At 50.0% G+C, this 26,747-nt stretch carries 26 protein-coding genes; 14 read left to right on the forward strand and 12 right to left on the reverse strand.

The features are described 5' to 3' along the window. Nucleotides 1-43 precede the first annotated feature (43 nt). Complete coding sequence (gene xseA, locus LG381_RS10370) at nt 44-1,420, reverse strand: exodeoxyribonuclease VII large subunit (protein ID WP_225762378.1); 1,377 nt, start codon at nt 1,418-1,420, stop codon at nt 44-46. Between the two features lie 161 nt (nt 1,421-1,581). Here xseA and guaB point away from each other — a divergent pair, with 161 nt between their 5' ends. After that, a complete protein-coding gene (gene guaB, locus LG381_RS10375; RefSeq protein WP_225762379.1) occupies nt 1,582-3,048 on the forward strand; it encodes an IMP dehydrogenase in 1,467 nt (488 codons plus the stop codon). Between the two features lie 68 nt (nt 3,049-3,116). Further along, entirely contained in the window at nt 3,117-4,694 is a 1,578-nt protein-coding gene (gene guaA, locus LG381_RS10380) for a glutamine-hydrolyzing GMP synthase (protein WP_000138265.1), read from the forward strand. Between the two features lie 92 nt (nt 4,695-4,786). On the opposite strand, the gene LG381_RS10385 is transcribed toward guaA, so the two are convergent. From LG381_RS10385 to LG381_RS10395, 3 genes are all read right to left on the reverse strand, one after another. Beyond that, entirely contained in the window at nt 4,787-5,326 is a 540-nt protein-coding gene (locus LG381_RS10385; RefSeq protein WP_000756785.1) for a DUF5384 family protein, read from the reverse strand. 15 nt (nt 5,327-5,341) lie between these two features. Next, a complete protein-coding gene (locus LG381_RS10390) occupies nt 5,342-5,860 on the reverse strand; it encodes a glycine zipper 2TM domain-containing protein (protein WP_010344568.1) in 519 nt (172 codons plus the stop codon). Between the two features lie 309 nt (nt 5,861-6,169). Next, nucleotides 6,170-6,361 (reverse strand): YfgG family protein, encoded by a 192-nt coding sequence (locus tag LG381_RS10395; RefSeq protein WP_000075999.1) that lies wholly within the window; start codon nt 6,359-6,361, stop codon nt 6,170-6,172. A 17-nt stretch (nt 6,362-6,378) separates the two neighbouring features. On the opposite strand from LG381_RS10395, the gene LG381_RS10400 reads away from it, so the two are divergent. Both LG381_RS10400 and LG381_RS10405 read left to right on the forward strand, forming a co-directional pair. Beyond that, the gene (locus LG381_RS10400) at nt 6,379-6,531 is read left to right on the forward strand and encodes a hypothetical protein (RefSeq protein WP_000019881.1); all 153 of its coding nucleotides are present in this window, start codon (nt 6,379-6,381) and stop codon (nt 6,529-6,531) included. Between the two features lie 181 nt (nt 6,532-6,712). Then, nucleotides 6,713-8,956, forward strand: a complete 2,244-nt coding sequence (locus LG381_RS10405; RefSeq protein ID WP_222680739.1) for a sensor domain-containing phosphodiesterase — start codon at nt 6,713-6,715, stop codon at nt 8,954-8,956. A 44-nt stretch (nt 8,957-9,000) separates the two neighbouring features. Here the strand turns inward: LG381_RS10405 and ppx are convergent, their stop codons facing one another. From ppx to purM, 4 genes are all read right to left on the reverse strand, one after another. Beyond that, nucleotides 9,001-10,542 (reverse strand): exopolyphosphatase, encoded by a 1,542-nt coding sequence (gene ppx / locus LG381_RS10410; RefSeq protein WP_001121374.1) that lies wholly within the window; start codon nt 10,540-10,542, stop codon nt 9,001-9,003. 4 nt (nt 10,543-10,546) lie between these two features. Further along, complete coding sequence (gene ppk1, locus LG381_RS10415; protein ID WP_010344570.1) at nt 10,547-12,613, reverse strand: polyphosphate kinase 1; 2,067 nt, start codon at nt 12,611-12,613, stop codon at nt 10,547-10,549. 170 nt (nt 12,614-12,783) lie between these two features. Continuing rightward, entirely contained in the window at nt 12,784-13,422 is a 639-nt protein-coding gene (gene purN, locus LG381_RS10420) for a phosphoribosylglycinamide formyltransferase (RefSeq protein WP_001028605.1), read from the reverse strand. Next, nucleotides 13,422-14,459, reverse strand: coding sequence for a phosphoribosylformylglycinamidine cyclo-ligase (gene purM / locus LG381_RS10425; RefSeq protein WP_010344571.1), 1,038 nt, complete (start codon nt 14,457-14,459; stop codon nt 13,422-13,424). The genes purN and purM overlap by 1 nt, the downstream gene beginning before the upstream one ends. A 324-nt stretch (nt 14,460-14,783) precedes the next feature. Between purM and upp the strand changes: the two genes are divergently transcribed. The 3 genes from upp (at nt 14,784) to LG381_RS10440 (ending at nt 17,581) form a co-directional block, all read left to right on the forward strand. After that, on the forward strand, nt 14,784-15,410 hold the full coding sequence (gene upp / locus LG381_RS10430; protein ID WP_001295473.1) for a uracil phosphoribosyltransferase: 627 nt from the start codon (nt 14,784-14,786) through the stop codon (nt 15,408-15,410). Between the two features lie 85 nt (nt 15,411-15,495). Continuing rightward, nucleotides 15,496-16,785 carry a uracil permease gene (gene uraA / locus LG381_RS10435; RefSeq protein WP_000198328.1) on the forward strand — a complete coding sequence of 430 codons (1,290 nt, stop codon included), beginning with the start codon at nt 15,496-15,498 and terminating at the stop codon, nt 16,783-16,785. Nucleotides 16,786-16,879: 94 nt separating this feature from the next. After that, the gene (locus LG381_RS10440) at nt 16,880-17,581 is read left to right on the forward strand and encodes a DnaA inactivator Hda (protein ID WP_001307333.1); all 702 of its coding nucleotides are present in this window, start codon (nt 16,880-16,882) and stop codon (nt 17,579-17,581) included. Nucleotides 17,582-17,718: 137 nt separating this feature from the next. On the opposite strand, the gene arsC is transcribed toward LG381_RS10440, so the two are convergent. Together arsC and bepA are read right to left on the reverse strand one after the other, a co-directional pair. Further along, nucleotides 17,719-18,078: an arsenate reductase (glutaredoxin) gene (arsC, locus tag LG381_RS10445; protein WP_000166470.1), complete on the reverse strand. Its 360-nt coding sequence runs from the start codon at nt 18,076-18,078 to the stop codon at nt 17,719-17,721. 20 nt (nt 18,079-18,098) lie between these two features. Beyond that, on the reverse strand, nt 18,099-19,562 hold the full coding sequence (bepA, locus tag LG381_RS10450) for a beta-barrel assembly-enhancing protease (RefSeq protein ID WP_085461010.1): 1,464 nt from the start codon (nt 19,560-19,562) through the stop codon (nt 18,099-18,101). Between the two features lie 212 nt (nt 19,563-19,774). Here bepA and LG381_RS10455 point away from each other — a divergent pair, with 212 nt between their 5' ends. Then, nucleotides 19,775-20,836: an AI-2E family transporter gene (locus LG381_RS10455; RefSeq protein WP_000892038.1), complete on the forward strand. Its 1,062-nt coding sequence runs from the start codon at nt 19,775-19,777 to the stop codon at nt 20,834-20,836. A 75-nt stretch (nt 20,837-20,911) separates the two neighbouring features. On the opposite strand, the gene bcp is transcribed toward LG381_RS10455, so the two are convergent. Next, entirely contained in the window at nt 20,912-21,382 is a 471-nt protein-coding gene (bcp, locus tag LG381_RS10460) for a thioredoxin-dependent thiol peroxidase (RefSeq protein WP_001068678.1), read from the reverse strand. After that, nucleotides 21,382-21,954 (reverse strand): glycine cleavage system transcriptional repressor, encoded by a 573-nt coding sequence (locus tag LG381_RS10465; protein WP_000176182.1) that lies wholly within the window; start codon nt 21,952-21,954, stop codon nt 21,382-21,384. The genes bcp and LG381_RS10465 overlap by 1 nt, the downstream gene beginning before the upstream one ends. A gap of 146 nt (nt 21,955-22,100) precedes the next feature. Between LG381_RS10465 and dapA the strand changes: the two genes are divergently transcribed. The 6 genes from dapA to LG381_RS10495 all read left to right on the forward strand — a co-directional run bounded on the left by dapA (nt 22,101) and on the right by LG381_RS10495 (nt 26,745). Continuing rightward, nucleotides 22,101-22,979 (forward strand): 4-hydroxy-tetrahydrodipicolinate synthase, encoded by an 879-nt coding sequence (gene dapA / locus LG381_RS10470; protein WP_010349870.1) that lies wholly within the window; start codon nt 22,101-22,103, stop codon nt 22,977-22,979. 16 nt (nt 22,980-22,995) lie between these two features. After that, on the forward strand, nt 22,996-24,030 hold the full coding sequence (gene bamC, locus LG381_RS10475; protein WP_010344578.1) for an outer membrane protein assembly factor BamC: 1,035 nt from the start codon (nt 22,996-22,998) through the stop codon (nt 24,028-24,030). A 212-nt stretch (nt 24,031-24,242) separates the two neighbouring features. Beyond that, nucleotides 24,243-24,956: a phosphoribosylaminoimidazolesuccinocarboxamide synthase gene (purC, locus tag LG381_RS10480; RefSeq protein WP_001295467.1), complete on the forward strand. Its 714-nt coding sequence runs from the start codon at nt 24,243-24,245 to the stop codon at nt 24,954-24,956. A 153-nt stretch (nt 24,957-25,109) separates the two neighbouring features. Continuing rightward, the gene (gene vapB / locus LG381_RS10485; protein ID WP_000450525.1) at nt 25,110-25,337 is read left to right on the forward strand and encodes a toxin-antitoxin system antitoxin VapB; all 228 of its coding nucleotides are present in this window, start codon (nt 25,110-25,112) and stop codon (nt 25,335-25,337) included. Further along, nucleotides 25,337-25,735 carry a type II toxin-antitoxin system VapC family toxin gene (locus LG381_RS10490; RefSeq protein ID WP_016158766.1) on the forward strand — a complete coding sequence of 133 codons (399 nt, stop codon included), beginning with the start codon at nt 25,337-25,339 and terminating at the stop codon, nt 25,733-25,735. Before vapB ends, LG381_RS10490 begins: the two co-directional genes overlap by 1 nt. Before the next feature lie 146 nt (nt 25,736-25,881). Then, nucleotides 25,882-26,745 carry a neutral zinc metallopeptidase gene (locus LG381_RS10495; protein ID WP_001267512.1) on the forward strand — a complete coding sequence of 288 codons (864 nt, stop codon included), beginning with the start codon at nt 25,882-25,884 and terminating at the stop codon, nt 26,743-26,745. Nucleotides 26,746-26,747: the final 2 nt, after the last annotated feature.

Here is a 26,747-nt window from a genome sequence, read left to right on the forward strand (position 1 = left end):
GAGAGCCTGTGCCGGATGCGATGCTTGGCGCATCTTATCCGGCCTACGGATTAGCCGCTTTCTTACGCGGTTTACGCGTTTTTGTTACAGCACTGACTTCGCTAATCACCACGCCATCACCTAACCGCGTGGTCAACGTATCGCCCGTTTTCACCTGCTTAACTTGCTTCAGCACTGTCCCATCGGCGGCGCTGGTGACGCTATAGCCACGCGCCAGCGTGGATAGTGGACTCACGGCTTCCAGATGTGTCACTGCATTACCAAAGCGTTCACGCGTGGCACTAAGCTGTGCTCGCAGAGTTTCTGCCAGGCGATATTCCAGTTGTTGAATGCGAGTCTGCGCGCGATGAATGCGTGGTTGAGGATTTTGCTGATTCAGACGCTGTTCAAGCCGTTGCTGTTGCTGCACGACTCGTTTGAGTTGATTTTCCAGTGCATAGCTCATCTGCTTTTGCAGCCGCTCCAGCATGGTTTGCTGGCGCGCCAGACGTAACTGCGGATGTTGCTGCTGTAAACGATGGTGGATCTGCGTAAAGCGCCTGGTACGGTTGGCGAGATAATAATCCATCGCCATTTCCAGCCGCTGGCGGGAAGATTGCACCTGGCGCAGTAACTCCTGCTGATTGCGGCTCACCACTTCGGCGGCGGCAGAGGGGGTTGGTGCGCGTAGGTCGGCAACAAAGTCGGCGATAGTCACATCGGTTTCATGACCGACGGCGCTGACAATCGGAATACGGCTGGCAAAAATCGCCCTCGCCACGCGCTCGTCGTTAAAACTCCACAAATCTTCCAGCGAACCGCCGCCGCGACCGACGATCAAGACGTCGCATTCGTTGCGCAGGTTCGCCAGTTCAATTGCGCGAACGATTTGCCCCGGCGCATCATCGCCCTGTACGGCGGTAGGGTAAATAATCACCGGCAGAGAAGGATCTCGACGTTTTAACACATGCAAAATATCGTGCAGCGCCGCGCCGGTTTTGGATGTAATCACACCGACACAGTGCGCGGGGGAGGGGAGAGGTTTTTTTAGTTGCTGATCGAACAAACCTTCAGCCTGCAACTTCGCTTTTAGCTGTTCGTATTTCTGTTGCAACAAGCCTTCACCGGCTGGCTGCATACTCTCGACGATAATCTGATAATCACCGCGCGGCTCATACAGCGTAATGTTGGCGCGAACCAGAACCTGTTGCCCGTGCTGTGGGCGAAAGGTAACCCGGCGGTTGCTGTTGCGGAACATCGCGCAGCGAACCTGGGCGGTATCGTCTTTGAGCGTAAAGTACCAGTGACCGGAGGCCGGTTGTGTGAAGTTCGAGATTTCACCGCTGATCCACACCTGTCCCATCTCCTGCTCAAGCAGCAGACGAACCGTTTGATTCAGGCGGCTAACGGTAAAAATTGCAGGGGATTGAGACGGTAACATGTGAGCGAGATCAAATTCTAAATCAGCAAGTTATTCAATCGATAGTAACCCGCCTTCTGGGGATAGCAAGCATTATTTGCAAAAAGGGGTAGATGCAATCGGTTACGCTCTGTATAATGCCACGGCAATATTTATTAACCACTCTGGTCGAGATATTGCCCATGCTACGTATCGCTAAAGAAGCTCTCACATTTGACGACGTTCTCCTCGTTCCTGCTCATTCTACCGTTCTGCCGAATACTGCTGACCTCAGCACCCAGCTGACGAAAACTATTCGTCTGAATATCCCTATGCTCTCCGCAGCAATGGATACCGTAACGGAAGCGCGCCTGGCTATTGCTCTGGCTCAGGAAGGCGGTATCGGCTTTATCCACAAAAACATGTCTATTGCACGCCAGGCTGAAGAAGTTCGCCGTGTGAAAAAACACGAATCTGGCGTGGTGACTGACCCACAGACGGTTCTTCCAACCACGACGCTGCGCGAAGTGAAAGAACTGACTGAACGTAATGGCTTTGCGGGCTACCCGGTCGTTACTGAAGAAAACGAACTGGTCGGCATCATCACCGGTCGTGACGTGCGTTTTGTGACCGATCTGAACCAACCGGTTAGCGTTTACATGACGCCGAAAGAACGTCTGGTAACCGTGCGTGAAGGTGAAGCCCGCGAAGTTGTGCTGGCAAAAATGCACGAAAAACGCGTTGAGAAGGCGCTGGTGGTTGATGATGAATTCCACCTGATCGGCATGATCACCGTGAAAGACTTCCAGAAAGCGGAACGTAAACCGAACGCGTGTAAAGATGAACAAGGTCGTCTGCGTGTTGGCGCAGCGGTTGGCGCGGGTGCTGGAAACGAAGAGCGTGTTGATGCGCTGGTTGCCGCAGGTGTTGACGTTCTGCTGATCGACTCCTCTCACGGCCATTCTGAAGGCGTTCTGCAGCGTATCCGTGAAACCCGTGCTAAATATCCGGATCTGCAAATCATCGGCGGCAACGTGGCAACGGCTGCTGGTGCTCGCGCGCTGGCAGAAGCAGGTTGCAGCGCGGTTAAAGTCGGTATTGGTCCTGGCTCTATTTGTACGACTCGTATCGTTACTGGTGTAGGTGTTCCGCAGATCACTGCCGTTGCTGATGCAGTAGAAGCCCTGGAAGGCACCGGTATTCCGGTTATCGCTGATGGTGGTATTCGTTTCTCTGGCGATATTGCGAAAGCTATCGCTGCTGGTGCAAGCGCGGTGATGGTAGGTTCCATGCTGGCAGGTACTGAAGAATCTCCGGGTGAAATCGAACTCTACCAGGGGCGTTCTTACAAATCTTACCGTGGGATGGGCTCTCTGGGCGCAATGTCCAAAGGTTCTTCTGACCGTTATTTCCAGAGCGACAACGCCGCTGACAAACTGGTGCCGGAAGGTATCGAAGGTCGCGTTGCGTACAAAGGCCGCCTGAAAGAGATCATCCACCAGCAGATGGGCGGCCTGCGCTCCTGTATGGGGCTGACCGGCTGTGGTACTATCGACGAACTGCGTACTAAAGCGGAGTTTGTACGTATCAGCGGTGCGGGCATTCAGGAAAGCCACGTTCACGACGTGACCATCACCAAAGAGTCCCCGAACTACCGTCTGGGCTCCTGATTCTCTTCGCCCGACTTCATGTCGGGCGATTTATATTATCTGTTTCACTTGCCTCGGAATAAGCGTCAATGACGGAAAACATTCATAAGCATCGCATCCTCATTCTGGACTTCGGTTCTCAGTACACTCAACTGGTTGCGCGCCGCGTGCGTGAACTGGGTGTTTACTGCGAACTGTGGGCGTGGGATGTGACAGAAGCACAAATTCGTGACTTCAATCCAAGCGGCATTATTCTTTCCGGCGGCCCGGAAAGTACCACCGAAGAAAACAGCCCGCGTGCGCCGCAGTATGTCTTTGAAGCAGGCGTACCGGTATTTGGCGTTTGCTATGGTATGCAGACTATGGCGATGCAGTTAGGTGGTCATGTTGAAGCCTCTAACGAACGTGAATTTGGTTATGCGCAGGTTGAAGTACAAACTGATAGCGCGCTGATTCATGGTATCGAAGATGCATTAAGCGCAGATGGCAAACCGCTGCTTGACGTGTGGATGAGCCACGGTGATAAGGTAACTGCGATTCCTCAAGATTTCGTCACCGTAGCCAGCACCGAAAGCTGCCCGTTTGCCATTATGGCTAACGAAGAAAAACGCTTCTATGGTGTGCAGTTCCACCCGGAAGTGACTCACACCCGTCAGGGTATGCGTATGCTGGAGCGTTTTGTGCGTGATATCTGCCAGTGTGAAGCCCTGTGGACACCGGCGAAAATTATCGACGACGCGGTAGCCCGCATCCGCGAGCAGGTGGGTGACGATAAAGTGATCCTTGGCCTCTCTGGTGGCGTGGACTCTTCCGTTACTGCGATGCTGCTGCACCGTGCAATTGGTAAAAACCTGACCTGCGTATTTGTCGACAACGGCCTGCTGCGTCTCAACGAAGCAGAGCAGGTTCTGGATATGTTTGGCGATCGCTTCGGCCTGAACATTGTTCACGTTCCGGCAGAAGATCGCTTCCTGTCAGCACTGGCTGGCGAAAACGATCCGGAGGCAAAACGTAAAATCATCGGTCGTGTCTTTGTTGAAGTATTCGATGAAGAAGCCCTGAAACTGGAAGATGTGAAGTGGCTGGCGCAGGGAACTATCTATCCTGACGTTATTGAATCTGCCGCGTCTGCAACCGGTAAAGCGCACGTTATCAAATCTCACCACAACGTTGGCGGCCTGCCGAAAGAGATGAAGATGGGCCTGGTTGAACCGCTGAAAGAGCTGTTCAAAGACGAAGTGCGTAAGATTGGTCTGGAGCTGGGCCTGCCGTACGACATGCTGTACCGTCATCCGTTCCCGGGGCCGGGTCTCGGCGTTCGTGTTCTGGGCGAAGTGAAGAAAGAGTACTGCGACCTGCTGCGCCGTGCGGATGCCATCTTCATTGAAGAGCTGCGTAAAGCGGATCTGTACGACAAAGTCAGCCAGGCGTTCACTGTCTTCCTGCCAGTTCGTTCCGTTGGCGTAATGGGCGATGGTCGTAAGTATGATTGGGTTGTTTCTCTGCGTGCTGTCGAAACTATCGACTTTATGACCGCACACTGGGCGCACCTGCCGTACGATTTCCTCGGTCGTGTTTCCAATCGCATTATCAATGAAGTGAACGGTATTTCCCGCGTGGTGTATGACATCAGCGGCAAGCCGCCTGCGACTATTGAGTGGGAATGATTTGACCCTGCACTATGAATGAACAAAACCCTCTGTTACTACAGAGGGTTTTTTATCCTCAAGAATTATAGGCTTGAAGTTACTAACATCGATTAATTAAACCAACTGTCCGATTTATTCTCTTCTGCTTTACCTACGCTCTTCATTAAATCGCGACCGCCTTCAGTCATATTCCTGTTAGCATCAGCTTCTGATTGCACAACATCGGTTTGCGCGGCTTTGTGCTTCAGTTCCTGATCGATAAATTCGTTTTCTCGCTTAACGCGGGCTTCTTCTTTCGCCAGCGCCAGTTTTTGTTTCTGAATCTCTAAGCTGCGCAGCTCATCTTCATAACTTTGATCGCGCTTTTTGTCCGCAGTGGCTTCGGCGTCCAGTTTATCCTGACGAGCTTTCTTATTTGCCGCTGCCGTTGCCGCTCTTTTGTTAGCGGCGGCCTGGGCATTTGCACGCCGTTGCTTCTCTTGCTGGATTTCCCTGTTGCGCTCCGCTACCCATTCGTCATGCTGCCTTTGCTCTTCATTTTTACCTTGCTGTTCCGCTTCTGCGACAGCAGAGAGTTGATCCTGTAATGAAGAGGCGAAAGTTGAACTACTTAAGGCGGCTAAGATGGCGCAAAGTAAAACCTTCTTCATGAATCCTCCTGATTATTAGCTTTTTTCAGGACATTTTGTATTTGGCTGAATACGCGTTTCGTTATACGTAGTGGTAATAACAACGGCTAAACCCGTCGTGAACTGGCACTCTTTACCCACCTGGGTGGAGGTATACACTTTGGTGCCTTCTTTGTATGTTAAAGAAACACCTTCCACTAAGGTTTTATCATTCACCATAGAACCTGCCGCCGCACCTACGGCTCCGCCGCCAACTGCACCTGCCGTCGTTCCAGAGTTACTGCCGGAGCCGACGTTATGGCCAATAACGCCGCCAGCGACTGCGCCAATAAGTGCGCCGAAGGCTTGTGCGTTCCGTTTATTTTGTGAGTTGTCTACGGCAACTTTGGCAGGAAGAATAGAAATAATATTAACAGTTTTGGTTTCTTGTTTTGTATTCAGTTGATCGGTTTGATAAACATCGGCGGCATGATCGTCAGCGTTTGACTGGCATCCAGCCAGGGTGAATGACGCTAAAATTGCCACAGGCAGAAGACATTTTTTAAATTTCATCACTATTCCTTGTTATACACATTACGAAAAATAAGATATTTAAGATCATCAAAAGAGCAAAGTAAATGTATTGCGTATAAAGTAATAGATTAAATTTATGAAAATTCATGCGAGAAATAAATTATTAAATAAATATAATTTAAATATATGTATTAATTTAGAGCTTATGCCTTCTAAGGCAGGATCTACGTCAGTCGGGACAATGGGTGAAATTTAAGGTGAAAGAATACCTGCCGCTTTGTTAACTACAAAGAGCAAAAACATCGGGCAGCAATGCGCCGTCTTGTTAAGTTAAAATGGAGAAGGTAACCGCTAACGTTGTACCGGGGATTCGATAGAGAGAGTGGATTGCTGCGCTTCTTTTTTGCTCTGATGATGCTGCCAGGCACCCACGGACGAGTAGATAAAGCGACCAAAGAAGAAGATAAAGCTGATGAGCAGTACGATACGGGTCATGCGACTGTTAAATCGGTGTCGTTTTCGCATACTGGTTGCCTGACTCACAAAAGGTTCCTTGAAGTATGTCCCACTCTGTGGACGGTACTTACATTAAGGCACACCTGGGCAAAATGGTCAATTCTCTATTATGTAAAAAAGCGTCAGCGGATACATATTCTAATGTTATGGAAGTTGATTTAATTATTTACAACAATGATGTAATAATGATGGCTTAACATGATAAACGTAATAATTCATTAATCATGGTTATTTTGTTTGATATATATCAATTGGAACTTTCATATGACACTTAGAATCGATACTCTCTATAGTGATGAATAATCATCCGTCGAATTCAGGTGGGATGCCTGTCTGAATACACCCCTTTCAGGATGTGGGGAATTCTGTTGAGCATCTATGAAACTGAATGCAACTTATATAAAAATACGTGATAAATGGTGGGGGCTTCCGCTGATCCTGCCTTCTTTAATCTTGCCCATTTTCGCACAAATAAATACTTTTGCGCATATTTCCTCCGGTGAAGTCTTTCTCTTTTATCTGCCCCTGGCTCTGATGATCAGCATGATGATGTTTTTTAGCTGGGCTGCATTACCGGGTATAGCATTAGGCATTTTTGTTCGTAAGTATGCGGAGCTTGGCCTTTATGAAACGCTTTCGTTAACAGCTAATTTTATTATCATTATTATTATTTGTTGGGGCGGTTACAGGGTCTTTTCTCCCCGGCGTAACAACGTTTCACATGGTGATATCCGCTTAATTTCCCAGCGAATTTTCTGGCAGATTGTTTTTCCTGCAACGTTGTTTCTGGTGCTTTTCCAGTTTGCGGCATTTGTAGGGTTACTGGCGAGCAGAGATAATCTGGTAGGGGTTATGCCCTTTAACCTCGGGACATTAATCAATTACCAGGCCTTGCTGGTAGGTAATCTTATCGGCGTCCCACTGTGCTACTTCATCATTCGGGTGGTGCGGAATCCGTTTTATTTACGTAGCTATTATTCGCAATTAAAACAGCAGGTTGACAAAAAGGTTACCAAAAAAGAATTTGCGATCTGGTTGCTTGCATTGGGTGCGTTGTTGTTGTTGCTATGTATGCCATTAAATGAAAAAAGCACAATTTTTAGCACCAACTATACGTTATCGTTATTGCTACCGCTGATGATGTGGGGAGCAATGCGCTATGGCTATAAGTTTATATCACTGCTCTGGGCGGTAGTGCTGATGATCAGCATTCACAGCTATCAGAATTACATTCCCCTTTATCCTGGATATACCACGCAACTGACCATAACTTCCTCCAGTTATCTGGTATTTTCTTTTATTGTGAATTATATGGCTGTTCTGGCAACCCGTCAGCGAGCGGTGGTCAGACGCATTCAACGGCTTGCATATGTGGATCCGGTTGTTCATCTGCCAAACATTCGTGCCCTGAATCGCGCATTGCGTGATGCTCCCTGGTCCGCGCTATGTTATTTACGCATCCCTGGCATGGAAATGCTGGTAAAGAACTATGGCATCATGCTACGCATTCAATATAAACAAAAACTTTCACACTGGCTGACACCGTTGCTGGAACCGGGCGAAGCTGTTTATCAGCTTTCCGGTAACGACCTTGCGTTGCGACTGAATACAGAATCATACCAGGAGCGCATTACCACGCTGGATAATCATCTGAAGCAGTTTCGTTTCTTTTGGGATGGAATGCCGTTACAGCCTCAGATTGGCGTCAGTTATTGCTATGTCCGCTCACCGGTTAATCATATATATCTGCTGCTGGGAGAGCTAAATACGGTTGCCGAACTTTCTATCGTGACCAATACTCCGGAAAATATGCAGCGTCGCGGGGCAATGTATTTACAACGTGAATTGAAAGACAAGGTGGCGATGATGAATCGGCTACAACAGGCGCTTGAGCATAACGATTTTTGCCTGATGGCTCAGCCGATTACAGGGGTGCGCGGTGATGTTTATCATGAAATTCTGCTGCGCATGAAAGGAGATAATGGCGAACTCATCAATCCTGACAATTTCTTACCGGTCGCGCATGAGTTTGGCTTATCGTCCAGTATCGACATGTGGGTTATCGAGCATACACTGCAATTTATGGCGGGAAATAGAGAAAAAATGCCAGCTCGTCGGTTTGCTATTAACCTGTCGCCAACTTCCGTTTGTCAGGCGAGTTTCCCTTTAGATATCAGTAAATTTTTAAGTAAATATCAAATAGAAGCGTGGCAGCTTATCTTTGAGGTAACCGAGAGTAATACCCTGACTAATATTAAGCAGGCGCAGAATACGTTGCTGCATCTTCAGGAGTTAGGATGTCAAATTGCAATTGATGATTTCGGCACCGGCTACGCCAGTTATGCGCGGCTAAAAAATGTGAATGCCAATTTATTAAAAATTGATGGCAGCTTCATACGCAATATTGCCTCGAATAGTCTGGATTACCAGATAGTGGCGTCAATTTGTCATCTGGCGCGAATGAAGAAAATGCAAGTGGTTGCGGAATATGTTGAAAATGAAGAGATTCGCAAAGCGGTGCATTCTTTAGGTATTGATTATCTGCAAGGATTTTTGATTGGTGAACCTCAGCCGTTAGTGGCGATACTGGGTGAAAGAGAGCCAGTCCGGGAAAGCGCGTAATTTATTTGGGCCAACATAACATGTTGGCCCGTTTTCATTTCATATTAAGCCGCAATTTCAGGCGTGCTTTCTTCTTCAATTTTTAGTCGCCAGCCAGCCACGCCTTCCCAGTATTCTTGTTCCTTTTCCAGATCAAGCAATACCAGCGCGTTCTGGCTAAACCAGTCATGCGGAAAACGCAGGGTCCAGTGGCTGTCATCGGTAATCAGCGTCAATGTTGGCGGCGTGGTGGTAGCCTGACGTTGATTATTGAGTAATACGCCAAGGCGTAATAGCTGAATCAGTGGCAGGAACTGTTTCTTCTTAAACAAGGTAAAGCGCGGCAGATCGTCGAGCTTAATCGCTTTACGGTGATAGCGCACCAGTGTCGCCATCATCAACTGCTGTTCCTGATTAAAACCCGGCAAGTCGCTGTTTTGCAGAATATAAGCGGAGTGGCGATGCAAACCGCTATGGTTGATATTCAACCCGACCTCATGCAGCATGGCGGCCCATCGCAGTAGCGCCTCCAGTTGCGGATGCGCCAGCTTCGGTTGTTGTTCTCGCCACTGTCCGTACATTTGCATAGTGGTATCCAGCACCCGTCGTGCCTGTTCACTGTCGATATGATACTGGTTAGCCAGACTACTGGCGGTGCGGCTACGCACATCCTGATGGCGAAAACGTCCTTCCATCTCATACAGTACGCCTTCACGAAGCGCACCGTCAGAAAGTCGCAGTTCACGGATGGCTAAGGCATCAAACACACCGCATAAAATCGCCAGTCCAGGAACGAAGACAGTTTTCCGCTCTTCGGAAAGACCCGGTAAACTCAGCGATGCGAAATTACGGTGCCGTAAAACCTCTTTTACCAGTTTTTCCAGACGTTCCGGGGTAATTATCCCGTCTTTCTCGCCCATTTCCATCAACACTTCATGAGCAGCTTTAATGGTGCCGGAAGCGCCCATTGCCACATTCCAGCCCTGGATACGGAATTGCCAGGTTAAGGTTTCAAGTTTTTGCGCTGCTGCCATGCGTGCGCGCTGAAAATTTTCTTTATTGATGACGCCGCCCTGGAAATAAAGCTGGGCAAAGCTGACACACCCCATCCGGCGACTTTCCACGAGAATAGGTTCGAAATTTTCACCAATCACCAGTTCTGTTGAGCCGCCACCAATATCAATAACCAGTTTGCGGCCTTTTTCCGGCTGGGTATGCTCCACGCCCATAAAAATCAGACGCGCTTCTTCGTTGCCGGAAATAATTTCAATTGGGTAGGGGATAACCTTTTCTGCTCGCTTCAGAAAGTCAGTGGCATTCAGCGCCTGACGTAGAGTATGGGTTCCGACAATACAGACGCTGGAAGGAGAAAAACCCTGCAGGCGTTCGGCAAACAGCGACAGGCAGTTTAAGCCACGCGTCATCGCTTCCTCACTCAACATATTATCTGGCCCCAGGCCGTCCGCCAGATGTACCCGTTGTTTCAGGCGACCAATAATCTGCATTGCGCCATCAACCACACGGGCAATGACCATGTGGAAACTGTTTGAACCAAGATCGACCGCAGCAAACTCCTGTGGGCGAGGGGATTTGTCGTGTATTGGCATAGGGTTATTCAGATTGTTCGAGTGATTTGATGTAGTCGTAGATCGCCAATTGCGCCCGTACTTTGCGGCGGTTACCACGGGGGACGTAGCGATTACTGAGTTCTTTATCGATATAACGCGCTTTGACCGTGTCGCTGAACAGAATTTCGATGATGTCCAGCACCCGCTGCTTCAGTCGGGGATCGAGTAGCGGTGTAGCCACTTCAATACGATAATCAATATTGCGTGTCATCCAGTCGGCGGAAGAAAGGTAAACTTTTTTATCGCCGCCGTTTTCAAAAATATAAACCCGATCATGTTCAAGGTAACGATCGACAATACTAATAGCACGAATATTGTCGCTAATACCTTCCAGATTGGGGATCAGCGAACACATTCCGCGTACCAGTAGATTCACCGGCACGCCGGAACTGGAGGCCGCATACAGTCGATCGACCAGACCTTTATCGACAAGGTTATTCAGTTTCAGGGTAATACCGCAAGGCAGCCCTTGTTGAGCGTTGGCTATCTCACGGTCAACCATTTCATACAGCAAACGACGGGAGTTTTGCGGCGACACCATTAAATAATCGAAAGTCACCGGACGGTATGGATTTTCAATAAAGTTGAACACCCGCCGTACTTCGTTGGTGATGCGCGCATCGGCGGTCAGCAGTGAGTAGTCGGTATAAAGACGCGCGGTTTTTTCATTAAAGTTCCCGGTTCCGATATGCGCGTAACGCACGACTTCGCCGTTTTCTTTACGTGAAATCAGGAACAGTTTGGCGTGAATTTTCAGCCCCGGCGCAGAGAAAATCACGTGTACGCCCGCTTCAGTCAGCCGTTTTGCCCAGTGAATGTTGGCTTCTTCATCGAAACGCGCCTGTAACTCAACCACCACGGTGACTTTCTTACCGTTGTGAGCGGCGTGGATCATCGAGTCGATGATGCGCGAATCTTTCGCTACGCGGTAAATGTTAATTTTAATCGCCAGTACGCTTGGGTCGAACGAGGCCTGGCGTAGCAGTTCCAGCACATGTTCAAAAGTGTGATAAGGATAATAGAGCAGCACATCGTGTTCGCGAATGGCATCAAAACCGTTACGGAACTGGGCTTTATCAAACCAAATGTGGCGTAAACGTGGCAGTGGCTTATTCACCAGATTCGCTTTGCCGACATTGGGGAAATTAATAAAGTCTTTAAAATTATGATAACGACCACCGGGTACGATGGAGTCGTAGCGGGAAATCGTCAGTTTTTCGCGCAACACCTCAACCAGAGCACTGGGCATATCGCGCTGATAAACAAAACGCACCGGTTCTGCGGTTAAACGCTGCTTCAGACTGGAAGACATCAGCTCCATCAGGCTGGCTTCCATCTCGTGCACTAAATCGTATTCAGCATCGCGGGTCATCTTCATTGAATAGGCATTCAGCGCGTCATAATCAAAGAAGCCTTTGAAAATATCATCAAGGCAGTAACGCAGAATGTTATCCAGAAGAATCATAGGCTTGCGTCTGCGCGGTGCTTCCGGCGGCAAATTCACAAAGCGCGGCACTTTATCTGAGGGGATCTCCAGCAGCGCGTAACGAATAGTGTCGCCACGGATAATTTCTACCGCCAGATAGGTGTAGTCATCTTTCAGGAACTGCACTAAGTCAGTGTCAGGGTTGATTAGAATCGGCGTAATGTGCTGACGCAGATACTGCTTAAAATAATGACGCAGCCAGTTTTGTTGATTGACAGAGAGCTGGCGTTCATTAATCAGGAAAATCTGGTTGCGCGCCATCTCCAGCAACAGTTCGTTGTAGAGGCCGTCGAATTCCTGATCGGCTTTCAGCACGCGGGATTGAATTTTGCCCAGCAAATGGCGGGAATGAGAATTAGAACCTTGTTCTTCGCTAATAATGATGCGTCGCTTCAGTTCAGCGAAGCGGACTTTATAGAACTCATCAAGGTTATTGGAATAGATCCCCAGGAAACGCATCCTTTCAATCAGCGGGTTAGATTTGTCCGCCGCTTCCTGAAGCACGCGTTCATTGAACGATAACCAACTGAGCTCTTTTTCGATGTATAGCTTTTCCTGACCCATTACCACTTTTACTCCGTTTTATTCACGGGACACTGCCTGGATATTATGGCGAGCAATATTGGCAGATGTCCAACTATGCCAGAAAAGGGAGAAAAAAACTGCTGGAGCCTGCGATTTACAGGTGAATTGAAAAACGCCAACGCAGGGCTGGCGCTTTAACTACGGCGGCGTTACTCGTCGGCAGCGTAGCCCTGCGGCGGCAGACGCTGACCATCCAGCCACGCGGCGTTTTCGTGCATCTTCAGACGACCATCGGCAAACCAGCTAATCACCAGCGGATAAATAGCGTGCTCCTGGGTTTGTACGCGGGCGGTGATTTCATCTTCTGTATCACCGGCAAATACAGGGACTTTTGCCTGTAAAATAACCGGTCCACCGTCCAGTTCATCGGTAACGAAATGCACCGATGTACCGTGTTCCTCGTCGCCATTTTCCAGCGCCTGACGATGGGTGTGCAAACCGGGATATTTTGGCAGCAGGGAAGGGTGAATGTTCAGCAAACGACCAGCATAGTGGGAGACAAACGCCGGGCTGAGAATGCGCATAAAACCGGCCAGTACAACCACGTCGGGAGCGTACATATCGATCTCGTGAATCAACTCCCGGTCATAGGCTTCACGACTGTCAAACGCGCTGGCGATGAGCGTATGCGTTGCAATACCGGCTTTGCGGGCGCGTTCAAGGCCGAACGCGTCGGCCTTATTACTGAAAACTGCCCGTAGGGTGCCTTTAATTTTGTTGGTTTTGCAGGCGTCTATAATTGCCTGCAAGTTACTTCCGTTGCCGGAAATAAGCACCACAATATTCATTATTCGATAACCACGCGTTGTTCGGAATCAGAGGCTTTGATGATACCGATTTTCCACGCGTTTTCACCGTTGGCATTAAGCAGAGTGAGAGCTTTGTCCACTTCCGGAGCAGGCAGGGCGATAATCATCCCGACGCCGCAGTTGAAGGTGCGATACATTTCATGGCGCTCGACATTACCCGCCGTTTGCAGCCAGTTGAACACTTCCGGCCACTGCCAGGAGGATTCATCAATGACTGCCTGAGTGTTTTCCGGCAATACGCGCGGAATATTTTCCCAGAAGCCGCCACCGGTCAGGTGCGCAATAGCGTGCACGTCGACCTTTTCGATCAACTCCAGCACTGACTTCACGTAAATGCGGGTCGGTGCCAACAGATGATCGGCTAATGGCTTACCATCAAGTTCGGTGGTTTGTGGATCACAACCGCTGACTTCGAGAATTTTGCGCACCAGCGAATAGCCGTTCGAATGCGGGCCGCTGGAGCCAAGCGCAATCAGCACATCACCGTCGCTGACTTTAGAACCGTCGATGATTTCTGATTTTTCTACCACGCCAACGCAGAAACCCGCAACGTCATAATCTTCACCGTGATACATCCCCGGCATTTCCGCCGTTTCGCCACCTACCAGCGAACACCCGGATTGCAGACAACCTTCGGCGATGCCGCTGATCACTGATGAAGCAGTATCGACATCTAATTTTCCGGTTGCGTAATAGTCGAGGAAAAACAGCGGCTCAGCGCCTTGCACCACCAGGTCATTAACGCACATGGCGACCAGATCGATACCAATGGTGTCGTGACGTTTTAAGTCCATTGCCAGGCGCAGCTTGGTGCCTACACCGTCAGTGCCGGAAACCAGCACGGGTTCACGATATTTTTGCGGCAACGCACACAGCGCACCGAAGCCGCCCAGACCGCCCATCACTTCCGGGCGACGCGTTTTCTTCACTACGCCTTTGATTCTTCCAACCAGAGCATTACCTGCGTCTATATCAACACCGGCATCTTTGTAGCTAAGAGAGGTTTTATCGGTCACTGCTTGGGTCCCCACGCGTTACTTGCGGTAGAAAAATAAAATTCGGCGCAATTCTAACAGGGAAAGCAAACGTTTGCGAGACTGCTTTACATAACCTTTTTTAACCTCTTTTTACCGAGAGAGTGACAAAAAAAATGTGTACATAGAGAGGATGAATGATTTTTTGCCAGGATAATTACCAATATTAACTATTTGATTATAAAATAACTTTATCTAAAATCTTTATGATCTTGACTGAAGTCAACGAAAATAATATTGCCGCCTTGAAGAAAGGCGGTATAATCCGTCGATTTTTTTTGTGGCTGCCCTCAAAGGAGAAAGAGTATGAAGATCGTGGAAGTCAAACACCCACTCGTCAAACACAAGCTGGGACTGATGCGTGAGCAAGATATCAGCACCAAGCGCTTTCGCGAACTCGCTTCCGAAGTGGGTAGCCTGCTGACTTACGAAGCGACCGCTGACCTCGAAACTGAAAAAGTAACCATCGAAGGCTGGAACGGCCCGGTGGAAATCGACCAGATTAAAGGTAAGAAAATTACCGTGGTGCCGATTCTGCGCGCTGGTCTGGGGATGATGGATGGCGTGCTGGAAAACGTTCCGAGCGCGCGCATCAGCGTAGTCGGTATGTACCGTAATGAAGAAACGCTGGAACCAGTACCGTACTTCCAGAAACTGGTTTCTAACATCGATGAGCGTATGGCGCTGATCGTTGACCCAATGCTGGCAACCGGTGGTTCCGTTATCGCGACTATCGACCTGCTGAAAAAAGCGGGCTGCAGCAGCATCAAAGTTCTGGTGCTGGTCGCTGCACCAGAAGGTATCGCTGCGCTGGAAAAAGCGCACCCGGACGTCGAGCTATATACTGCATCGATTGACCAGGGATTGAACGAGCACGGATACATTATTCCGGGTCTTGGCGATGCCGGTGACAAAATCTTTGGTACAAAATAAAGAATAAAAATAATTAAAGCCGACTTTAAGAGTCGGCTTTTTTTTGAGTAAAGCGCCTATAACACATAATACAGAGGAATATACTATGACGCGCCGTGCTATCGGGGTGAGTGAAAGACCGCCACTTTTACAGACAATCCCGCTTAGTTTGCAACATTTGTTCGCCATGTTTGGTGCAACCGTCCTGGTGCCCGTCTTATTTCATATTAACCCGGCGACTGTACTGTTATTTAACGGTATCGGGACGCTGCTGTATCTCTTCATCTGTAAAGGGAAAATCCCGGCTTATCTTGGTTCCAGCTTTGCCTTTATTTCACCGGTATTGTTACTGTTGCCATTGGGATATGAAGTCGCGCTGGGCGGCTTTATTATGTGCGGCGTGCTGTTCTGCCTGGTCTCTTTCATCGTGAAGAAAGCGGGAACCGGCTGGCTGGACGTGCTGTTTCCACCTGCGGCAATGGGCGCAATCGTTGCCGTCATCGGTCTGGAGCTGGCGGGCGTAGCTGCTGGTATGGCGGGTTTACTCCCGGCTGAAGGGCAAACGCCAGACTCCAAAACCATCATCATCTCTATTACCACCCTGGCGGTCACGGTTTTAGGTTCCGTGCTGTTCCGTGGTTTCCTGGCAATTATCCCGATTTTAATTGGCGTGCTGGTGGGTTACGCGCTCTCCTTCGCCATGGGAATTGTCGATACCACGCCGATTATTAATGCTCACTGGTTTGCGCTGCCAACCCTCTATACGCCGCGCTTCGAGTGGTTTGCCATTCTGACAATTCTGCCAGCGGCGTTAGTGGTTATTGCCGAACACGTAGGGCACCTGGTAGTAACGGCTAATATCGTCAAAAAAGATCTGCTGCGCGATCCAGGTCTGCACCGTTCGATGTTTGCTAACGGCTTGTCGACCGTGATCTCCGGCTTCTTTGGCTCCACGCCAAACACCACCTACGGGGAAAACATTGGCGTGATGGCGATCACCCGTGTTTACAGTACCTGGGTTATCGGCGGGGCGGCGATTTTCGCTATCCTGCTTTCCTGCGTCGGTAAACTGGCTGCTGCTATCCAGATGATTCCATTGCCGGTGATGGGCGGCGTTTCGCTGCTGCTTTATGGTGTCATCGGTGCTTCCGGTATTCGTGTTTTGATCGAATCGAAAGTGGATTACAACAAAGCACAGAACCTGATCCTGACTTCCGTGATTTTGATCATCGGTGTCAGTGGCGCGAAGGTAAACATCGGCGCGGCGGAGCTGAAAGGTATGGCGCTGGCGACTATCGTCGGTATCGGCTTAAGCCTGATCTTCAAACTGATTAGCGTGCTGCGCCCTGAAGAAGTGGTGCTGGACGCAGAAGACGCAGATATAACAGACAAATAATGTACTGACCGGGCAGTGCTGCTGCCCGGTTCAAACATCATGGGATTCTGTGGTAAACTTCTCGCGATTTTGTGAAATCCTGGTTGAGGTATCTCTGAACACACCGGCACAGCTCTCTTTGCCACTTTATCTTCCTGACGACGAAACCTTTGCAAGTTTCTGGCCGGGGGATAACTCCTCTCTACTGGCCGCGCTGCAAAACGTGCTGCGTCAGGAACATAGCGGTTACATCTATCTCTGGGCACGCGAAGGCGCGGGGCGCAGCCATCTGCTGCACGCGGCTTGCGCGGAATTGTCGCAGCGTGGTGATGCGGTGGGCTATGTCCCGCTGGATAAACGCACCTGGTTTGTACCTGAAGTGCTCGACGGTATGGAGCATTTGTCGCTGGTTTGCATCGACAATATTGAGTGTATTGCCGGCGATGAGTTGTGGGAGATGGCGATTTTCGATCTCTACAATCGGATTCTGGAGTCGGGCAAAACACGGTTGTTGATCACCGGCGATCGCCCACCGCGTCAGTTGAATCTGGGATTACCGGATCTCGCGTCGCGTCTTGACTGGGGGCAGATCTACAAATTGCAGCCACTTTCTGATGAAGATAAGTTGCAGGCGCTACAGTTACGCGCGCGTTTGCGTGGTTTTGAACTACCGGAAGATGTGGGACGCTTCTTGCTGAAGCGGCTCGACAGAGAGATGCGCACGCTATTTATGACACTGGATCAGTTGGATCGTGCGTCGATTACCGCGCAACGTAAGCTGACCATTCCGTTTGTGAAAGAAATTCTGAAGTTGTAGATAAGGTGTTTATTGTCGGATGCGGCGCGAGCGCCTTATCCGACCTACGCGAAGTTAATCCATAGTATTCCTGGGCCGGACAAGACGCGGCAAGCGTCGCATCCGGCAATGTGCCTTAACTAGCGATGGGGCACATCTTAATCCACGATTTCCAGCACTTGCTCCGGTGGACGTCCAATCCGCGCTTTGCCATTGGCGACCACAATCGGGCGCTCCATCAGCTTCGGATTATCCACCATCGCCTGAATCAGCGCCTCTTCGCTAAGCGAACTGTCAGCCAGGTTCAGCTCTTTATAAAGATCTTCTTTCTGGCGCATCAATTCACGGGCGCTATTCATCCCCAGCATTTTCAGCAAATCGCGCAGCGTTGCCGCATCGGCGGGAGTCTCAAGATAGAGCACCACTTCTGGCTCCACGCCGTTTTCTTTCAGCAGGGTCAGCGTTTCCCGGCTCTTTGAACAGCGTGGGTTATGGTAGATTTTTACCTGTTTGGTCATTGTTCTTCCTTTAATGCAAATTACATCTTGGTATAAGGCTTAAAGCGTTCCTGCAACTGGCGCAACTGGTCGATGCGCGCATCGTAACGCGCTTGTTGCAGGCTGCCTAATTTCACCTGCGAACTGGCGCTACTCAACAAGGAAATTGCCTGATCGAGTCGCCCGGCGAGCGCATAACCTTCTGCTCGCGCTGCCAGTTCCTGATCGCGATTATTTAGCGCGGCCTCCGCCTGTGCCAGTAAATCCCAGCCATTGCTGTCATCTTTATTGTTAAAGGTGTAGCGGTTCAGAATATTGGCGGCTTCCTGTGGTTGCCCCCCTTGCAGATAAGCGTTCGCCAGGTTGAGCTGCAACACAGGATTGGTGCGCAAATCACGGGCATTTTTCAGGCGATTGATCGCGTCATTGGCTTTGTTTTGCCCAAGATCGATATCGGTAGCCAGATCGAGATACCACGCGTTGCCGGGTTCTGCCGCCAGTAACGGTTGCAGCGTTTTCCGTGCCTCGTCGTATTTATTGGTTTCCATCGCCTGCAAAGCGCGACCATATTGCGCTGCCCGTTGCTGACGAACGTTACCTTTTGCCCATTCATCCAGCAAATCACTGGTGAGCTGATTACGTCCGGAATTGTACATCCCCAGTGTGCGCGCTTTCGCCAGATAGAAATCTTCCGACGACTGCACCACCATTGGGCGCATCTGATTGGCACGGTTACGGGCATCAGCCAGACGGCTTTCCGGCAGCGGGTGAGTCAGCAAAATTTCCGGCGGACGCGAAGAGTAACGCGCCTGATCGAGCAGTTTTTCGAGGAAGGTCGGCATCGCCTGCGGATCGAACCCCGAGCGTTGCAGCACTTGAATACCAATGCGATCCGCTTCCTGTTCATTTTGCTGGGTGAAGCTGATCATCCCCTGGCGCGTTCCCGCCAGTGTACCGGTCAGCGCCGCCATCCCCGCCTGCGGGCTGGCCATTGCCAGTAAAATAGAACCTAACGCCCCGACCCAGGTCAGTGGCGCGCTGCGCTGCTGATCTTCCATCGCTCGCGCCAGGTGACGTTGGGTGACGTGGGAGATTTCGTGTGCCATAACTGAAGCCAGTTGACTTTCGTTATCGGAATAACGGAACAGGGCAGAGTGCAGCACCACGTTGCCGCCAAAGAAAGCAAAGGCGTTAATTTCGTCGTTGTTGATTAGAAAGAAATGAAACGGTGTCTTAACCGAATTGGCATGCGAAACCAGACGCATCCCCAGCGAATTAATATATTGCGTTAATAGCGGGTCATTAATTAACGGTGCGCTGCCGCGTAGCTGGCGGACATAATAGTCGCCCATCTGCATTTCCTGACCAATGGAAAGCGTGCTTCCTGCGGAGGTTCCCATATCCGGCAAGGTGTCTGCGCTATCGGCAAACGCCGGGGCTACCTGACCGATGGTCATAGCAGCAATGAGGGTTGCAACCAGGTTTTTTTTCAACTGCCTGAACATAACCTCTGTCCTGTATTTCTGGAGATAGTCATTTGACCGATACTGTAAAATATCGTTCCCACCGCGCCGCCTTTGAGTGTAACGGCGAAGATTAACCCACTCAAATGACTTTTCAGTTTCCTGAATCCGTCATAAAAAGCGAAGTCTTTTTTGTGACATTTCGATACAATTGCGGATCGCAATCCCGCTCTTGAGGTTCAGGGAAGGTCTTTATGCTCGAAATGTTGATGCAATGGTATCGCCGCCGTTTTAGTGATCCGGAAGCGATTGCCTTGCTGGTTATTTTAGTTGCCGGATTTGGCATTATCTTTTTCTTTAGTGGCCTACTCGCACCGTTGCTGGTTGCTATTGTGCTGGCCTATTTGCTGGAATGGCCAACCGTGCGCCTGCAATCTATTGGCTGTTCCCGCCGTTGGGCAACGTCGATTGTATTGGTGGTTTTCGTTGGAATTTTGCTGCTGATGGCGTTCGTGGTACTGCCTATCGCCTGGCAGCAGGGCATATATTTAATCCGCGATATGCCGGGGATGCTCAATAAGCTATCTGATTTTGCCGCCACGTTGCCGCGCCGTTATCCGGCGTTAATGGATGCGGGCATTATTGATGCGATGGCCGACAATATGCGCAGCCGGATGCTCACCATGGGCGATTCGGTGGTGAAAATCTCTCTCGCCTCGCTGGTGGGCCTGCTGACCATTGCCGTCTATCTTGTTCTGGTGCCGCTGATGGTCTTTTTCCTTCTGAAAGATAAAGAGCAAATGTTGAATGCCGTCCGCCGGGTGCTTCCGCGTAACCGTGGGCTGGCAGGTCAGGTCTGGAAGGAGATGAACCAGCAAATCACCAACTACATCCGTGGCAAGGTACTGGAGATGATTGTGGTGGGGATAGCCACCTGGCTGGGGTTCTTGCTTTTCGGGTTGAACTATTCACTGCTGCTGGCGGTGCTGGTCGGTTTCTCTGTGCTTATTCCGTACATTGGCGCATTTGTGGTGACCATTCCGGTGGTCGGCGTGGCGCTATTCCAGTTTGGCGCTGGCACTGAATTCTGGAGCTGCTTCGCGGTATATCTGATTATTCAGGCGCTGGATGGCAACCTGTTAGTACCGGTGTTGTTCTCCGAAGCGGTTAACCTGCATCCGCTGGTGATTATTTTATCGGTGGTGATCTTCGGTGGTTTGTGGGGATTCTGGGGGGTGTTCTTTGCCATTCCTCTGGCGACGCTAATTAAAGCGGTAATCCATGCCTGGCCCGATGGTCAAATTGCGCAAGATTAACCTTCATTCCGCTATATCGCCGGAGGTGAGGAGTGCTGGCCGCAAGCGCAGCCAGCACGGAATGGAGCAAAGTAATCAGGCGTGTTCTTTCAGCCAGTTAATCACTACGTCGTGGTGATTGCTGGTTTTGAAATCGTCAAAGACATGTTCGATTTTGCCGTCAGCATCGATCAAGAAGCTGATGCGGTGAATACCATCGTAGGTTTTGCCCATGAAGGACTTCTCTCCCCAGACGCCGAATTGTTCGCACACCTGGTGGTCTTCATCAGACAGAAGCGTAAAGTTGAGCAGCTCTTTTTCCGCAAAACGGAAGAGTTTTTCGGGTTTATCGGTGCTAATACCCAGTACATCAACACCGGCTTTTTTCAACTCATCCATGTTATCGCGTAAGCCACAGGCTTGTACGGTACAGCCGGGGGTCATGGCTTTCGGGTAGAAATAAACCAGAACACGCTGTCCCTGGAAGTCGGTCAAATTAACTTGTTCTCCGTCTTGATCCGGCAAGCTAAATTTCGGTGCGATGTCACCGGCTTTCAGTGGATTCATTACTTAACTCCATCCTGTTCATCATGTTGGGAATAATTGACGACGCTAATACTGCCTTGCGCATTGAGTTCTGTACATAGTGCTTTGAAAGCTTGTTCAATATTTGCTGAATCCGCAGACGCCGGGCTGTGGGCGGTTATCTGAATATGCAGTTGCGCAGCTCGTTCATTTTCAGCAGGTTGCGTGCGAGACACTAGCTCCGCAATGTTCATATGGTGCGCGTCAAAAAGTGCGGTAAAGCGTTCAATTAAATGCGGTGAATCTGCCACATCGATCTGAACCCAGACAGATGCGGGCATCGGCGGACGCGGACGAGCCGTCGTGCGCTTCATCACGATTAAAAGATCCAGTTCGGCACCTTTCAACGGTAACGTTGATTCGATCAAGGTGATTGCGTTCCATGAACCGGAAAGCAGCATGATAAAGGTGAACTCTTCTCCCAGCATCGCCAGGCGACTGTCTTCAATATTACAGCCGCAACTACTGACATGACGGGTGATAGTGTTCACAATTCCTGGGCGATCGGCACCCAGCGCAGTGATCACCAGATAATGTTGCGATGACAGTGTCAAACCGGTTATTCCTTCAAGGGGGAGAGTAGCTCTTAAGGAAAGCATAAAAAAAACATGCATACAACAATCAGAACGGTTCTGTTTGCTTGCTTTTAATGCCATACCAAACGTACCATTGAGACACTTGTTTGCACAGAGGATGGCCCATGTTCACGGGAAGTATTGTCGCGATTGTTACTCCGATGGATGAAAAAGGTAATGTCTGTCGGGCTAGCTTAAAAAAACTGATTGATTATCATGTCGCCAGCGGTACTTCGGCGATTGTTTCTGTTGGCACCACTGGTGAGTCCGCTACCCTGAATCATGACGAACATGTTGATGTGGTGATGATGACCCTGGAGCTGGCTGACGGGCGTATTCCGGTGATTGCCGGAACCGGCGCTAACGCTACTGCGGAAGCCATTAGCCTGACACAGCGTTTCAATGACAGTGGCATTGTTGGCTGCCTGACGGTGACCCCTTATTACAACCGCCCGTCGCAGGAAGGTCTGTATCAGCATTTCAAAGCCATCGCTGAACATACTGACCTGCCGCAAATCCTGTATAATGTGCCGTCCCGTACTGGCTGCGATCTGCTACCAGAAACGGTGGGCCGTCTGGCGAAAGTAAAAAATATTATCGGAATCAAAGAGGCAACAGGGAACTTAACGCGTGTTAACCAGATCAAAGAGCTGGTTTCAGACGATTTTGTTCTGCTGAGCGGCGATGATGCGAGCACGCTGGACTTCATGCAGTTAGGTGGTCATGGCGTTATTTCCGTTACTGCTAACGTCGCAGCGCGTGATATGGCTCAGATGTGCAAACTGGCGGCAGAAGGGCATTTTGCCGAGGCACGCGTTATTAACCAGCGTCTGATGCCATTACACAACAAACTATTTGTCGAACCCAATCCAATCCCGGTGAAATGGGCATGTAAGGAACTGGGTCTTGTGGCGACCGATACGCTGCGCCTGCCAATGACACCAATCACCGACAGTGGTCGTGAGACGGTCAGAGCGGCGCTTAAGTATGCCGGTTTGCTGTAAAGTTTAGGGAGATTTGATGGCTTACTCTGTTCAAAAGTCGCGCCTGGCAAAGGTTGCGGGTGTATCGCTTGTTCTGTTACTCGCAGCCTGTAGTTCTGACTCACGCTATAAGCGTCAGGTGAGTGGTGATGAAGCCTATCTGGAAGCGGCACCGCTTGCGGAGCTTCATGCTCCGGCAGGAATGATTTTGCCGGTGACTTCCGGTGATTATGCAATACCGGTGACCAACGGTAGCGGTGCTGTCGGTAAGGCGCTGGACATTCGTCCACCTGCCCAGCCGTTGGCGCTGATTTCCGGCGCACGTACCCAGTTTACGGGCGACACCGCCTCGCTGCTGGTAGAAAATGGTCGTGGTAATACTTTGTGGCCGCAGGTTGTTAGCGTGCTGCAGGCGAAAAACTACACCATTACCCAACGCGATGATGCTGGTCAGACGCTGACTACCGATTGGGTGCAATGGAATCGTCTGGACGAAGACGAGCAGTATCGCGGTCGTTATCAAATCTCTGTTAAACCGCAGGGTTATCAGCAGGCGGTAACGGTGAAACTGCTGAACCTGGAGCAGGCGGGCAAACCGGTTGCAGACGCGGCTTCCATGCAGCGTTACAGCACGGAGATGATGAACGTCATTTCCGCCGGTCTGGATAAATCCGTGACCGATGCGGCTAATGCGGCACAAAACCGCGCTTCCACCACCATGGACGTACAAAGTGCTGCTGATGACACAGGCTTACCAATGCTGGTCGTTCGCGGGCCGTTCAACGTGGTTTGGCAACGTCTGCCAGCGGCGCTGGAAAAAGTGGGCATGAAAGTGACCGACAGCACCCGTTCGCAGGGCAGCATGGCCGTGACCTATAAGCCGTTGTCTGACAGCGACTGGCAGGAACTGGGCGCGAGCGATCCAGGCCTGGCATCCGGTGACTATAAACTGCAAGTCGGTGATTTGGATAACCGCAGCAGCTTGCAGTTCATCGATCCGAAAGGCCATACGCTGACTCAAAGCCAAAACGACGCACTGGTATCTGTCTTCCAGGCAGCGTTTAGCAAGTAAAAATACAGGGCTGGAGTAATCCGGCCCTTTTTTCTGTTATGATACGCAAACGTGTGCGTCGGCAGAAAAACGCGATTTTAGCGTTAATTCGCACGAAATTTGTTTGTCGGACACAGGTCAGATAAGGCGTTCACGCCGCATCCGACAAAATATCCGGCACACCAGACAGCAAAAGATTTTAAAACGTTAATTCACACCCAGGAGTGATAAAGATGCAAAAGCAAGCTGAGTTGTATCGTGGTAAAGCGAAAACCGTATACAGCACGGAAAACCCGGATCTGTTGGTGCTCGAATTCCGCAATGATACGTCAGCAGGTGATGGTGCGCGCATTGAGCAGTTTGATCGCAAAGGTATGGTGAACAACAAGTTCAACTACTTCATTATGAGCAAACTGGCTGAAGCGGGTATCCCGACTCAAATGGAGCGTCTGCTCTCCGATACTGAATGTCTGGTGAAAAAGCTGGATATGGTGCCGGTTGAGTGTGTCGTACGTAACCGTGCTGCTGGCTCTCTGGTGAAACGTCTTGGAATTGAAGAAGGTATTGAGCTGAACCCGCCGCTGTTCGATCTGTTCCTGAAAAACGATGCCATGCATGACCCGATGGTTAACGAATCTTATTGCGAAACCTTTGGCTGGGTAAGCAAAGAGAACCTAGCGCGTATGAAAGAACTGACCTACAAAGCGAACGACGTGCTGAAAAAACTGTTTGATGATGCCGGTCTGATTCTGGTCGACTTCAAGCTGGAGTTTGGTCTGTACAAAGGCGAAGTGGTACTGGGCGATGAGTTCTCCCCGGACGGCAGTCGCCTGTGGGACAAAGAAACGCTGGAGAAAATGGACAAAGACCGTTTCCGCCAGAGCCTCGGTGGCCTGATTGAAGCTTATGAAGCCGTCGCCCGCCGCCTGGGTGTACAGCTGGACTGATTTTTCTGATTGCTTATTTTTTAGCCGGAGGATGCTCCGGCTAAATGTCTTCGTTACTCCCGCTACAATACTTCGCATTATCTCCCTTTGACAGAAAAGTAATACCAAGCCAATATGTATATACATAACGTATATCCCAAAGAAGGAGGGGCTATGGAAACTACTGTATTTTTAAGTAATCGCAGTCAGGCTGTCAGATTACCTAAAGCGGTCGCTCTGCCAGAAGACGTTAAGAAAGTAGAAATTATTGCGATTGGTCGTACAAGAATCATTACTCCCGTTGGTGAGTCCTGGGACAGTTGGTTTGATGGCGAAAATGTGAGTGCGGATTTTATGGATATCCGTGATCAACCCGCAATGCAGGAAAGGGAATCATTCTGATGTTGAAATTCATGCTGGATACCAATATCTGTATTTTCACTATTAAGAATAAACCAGTACATGTCAGGGATCGCTTTAACCTGAATTCTGGCCGCATGTGTATAAGTTCTGTAACATTGATGGAGCTTATCTATGGGGCAGAAAAAAGTCAGATGCCAGAACGCAATTTAGCGGTGATTGAAGGTTTCGTATCTCGTTTGGAAGTGCTTGATTATGATAGTGCTGCTGCGACGCATACTGGGCAAATCAGAGCCGAGCTTGCCCGGCAGGGAAGGCCCGTTGGACCTTTTGACCAGATGATAGCGGGACATGCTCGCAGTCGCGGTTTGATTGTGGTTACCAACAATACCCGAGAGTTTGAGCGAGTAGCGGGAATCAGACTAGAAGACTGGAGCTAACATTCTCTTTTACTTCTAACATTCGTAAATTATATAACGAGGAATGAAGCCTTAATTCCTCCATCATTTCCTCCCGTTTTTCTGTGGTAATCTTCCTCTGAAGCACCTACGATCATCACTATAATGAATATATTGTTGAGGTATCTATGCGCTGGCAAGGGCGTCGTGAAAGTGACAATGTTGAAGACAGGCGAAACAGCTCTGGTGGTCCGTCAATGGGCGGTCCCGGTTTCCGTCTGCCAAGCGGTAAAGGTGGGCTGATTTTACTGGTAGTGGTGCTGGTTGCTGGCTACTATGGTGTTGATTTAACTGGGTTGATGACCGGACAGCCGATTTCTCAACAGCAATCAACGCGCTCAATTAGCCCAAATGAAGATGAAGCAGCAAAATTCACCTCGGTAATTCTGGCAACCACGGAAGACACCTGGGGACAGCAATTCGAGAAGATGGGTAAGACTTATCAGCAACCGAAGCTGGTGATGTATCGCGGAATGACACGCACCGGTTGCGGCGCCGGACAGTCCATTATGGGGCCGTTCTATTGCCCGGCGGATGGTACGGTCTATATCGATCTCTCTTTCTATGATGACATGAAAGACAAACTGGGCGCGGATGGTGATTTCGCTCAGGGATACGTTATCGCCCATGAAGTCGGTCATCATGTGCAGAAACTGTTAGGCATTGAACCGAAAGTCCGTCAATTGCAACAAAACGCGACGCAGGCGGAAGTGAACCGCTTATCTGTGCGTATGGAACTCCAGGCCGACTGTTTTGCCGGTGTCTGGGGGCACAGTATGCAGCAACAAGGCGTTCTGGAAACTGGCGATCTGGAAGAGGCGCTGAATGCGGCGCAAGCCATCGGCGATGACCGCTTACAGCAGCAAAGTCAGGGGCGGGTAGTGCCGGACAGCTTTACTCATGGTACATCCCAACAACGCTATAGCTGGTTTAAACGTGGTTTCGACAGCGGCGATCCGGCACAATGCAATACTTTCGGTAAAAGCATTTAACT

This window comes from Escherichia sp. Marseille-Q3837, from assembly GCF_916618735.1.
Taxonomy (GTDB): Bacteria; Pseudomonadota; Gammaproteobacteria; order Enterobacterales; family Enterobacteriaceae; genus Escherichia; species Escherichia ruysiae.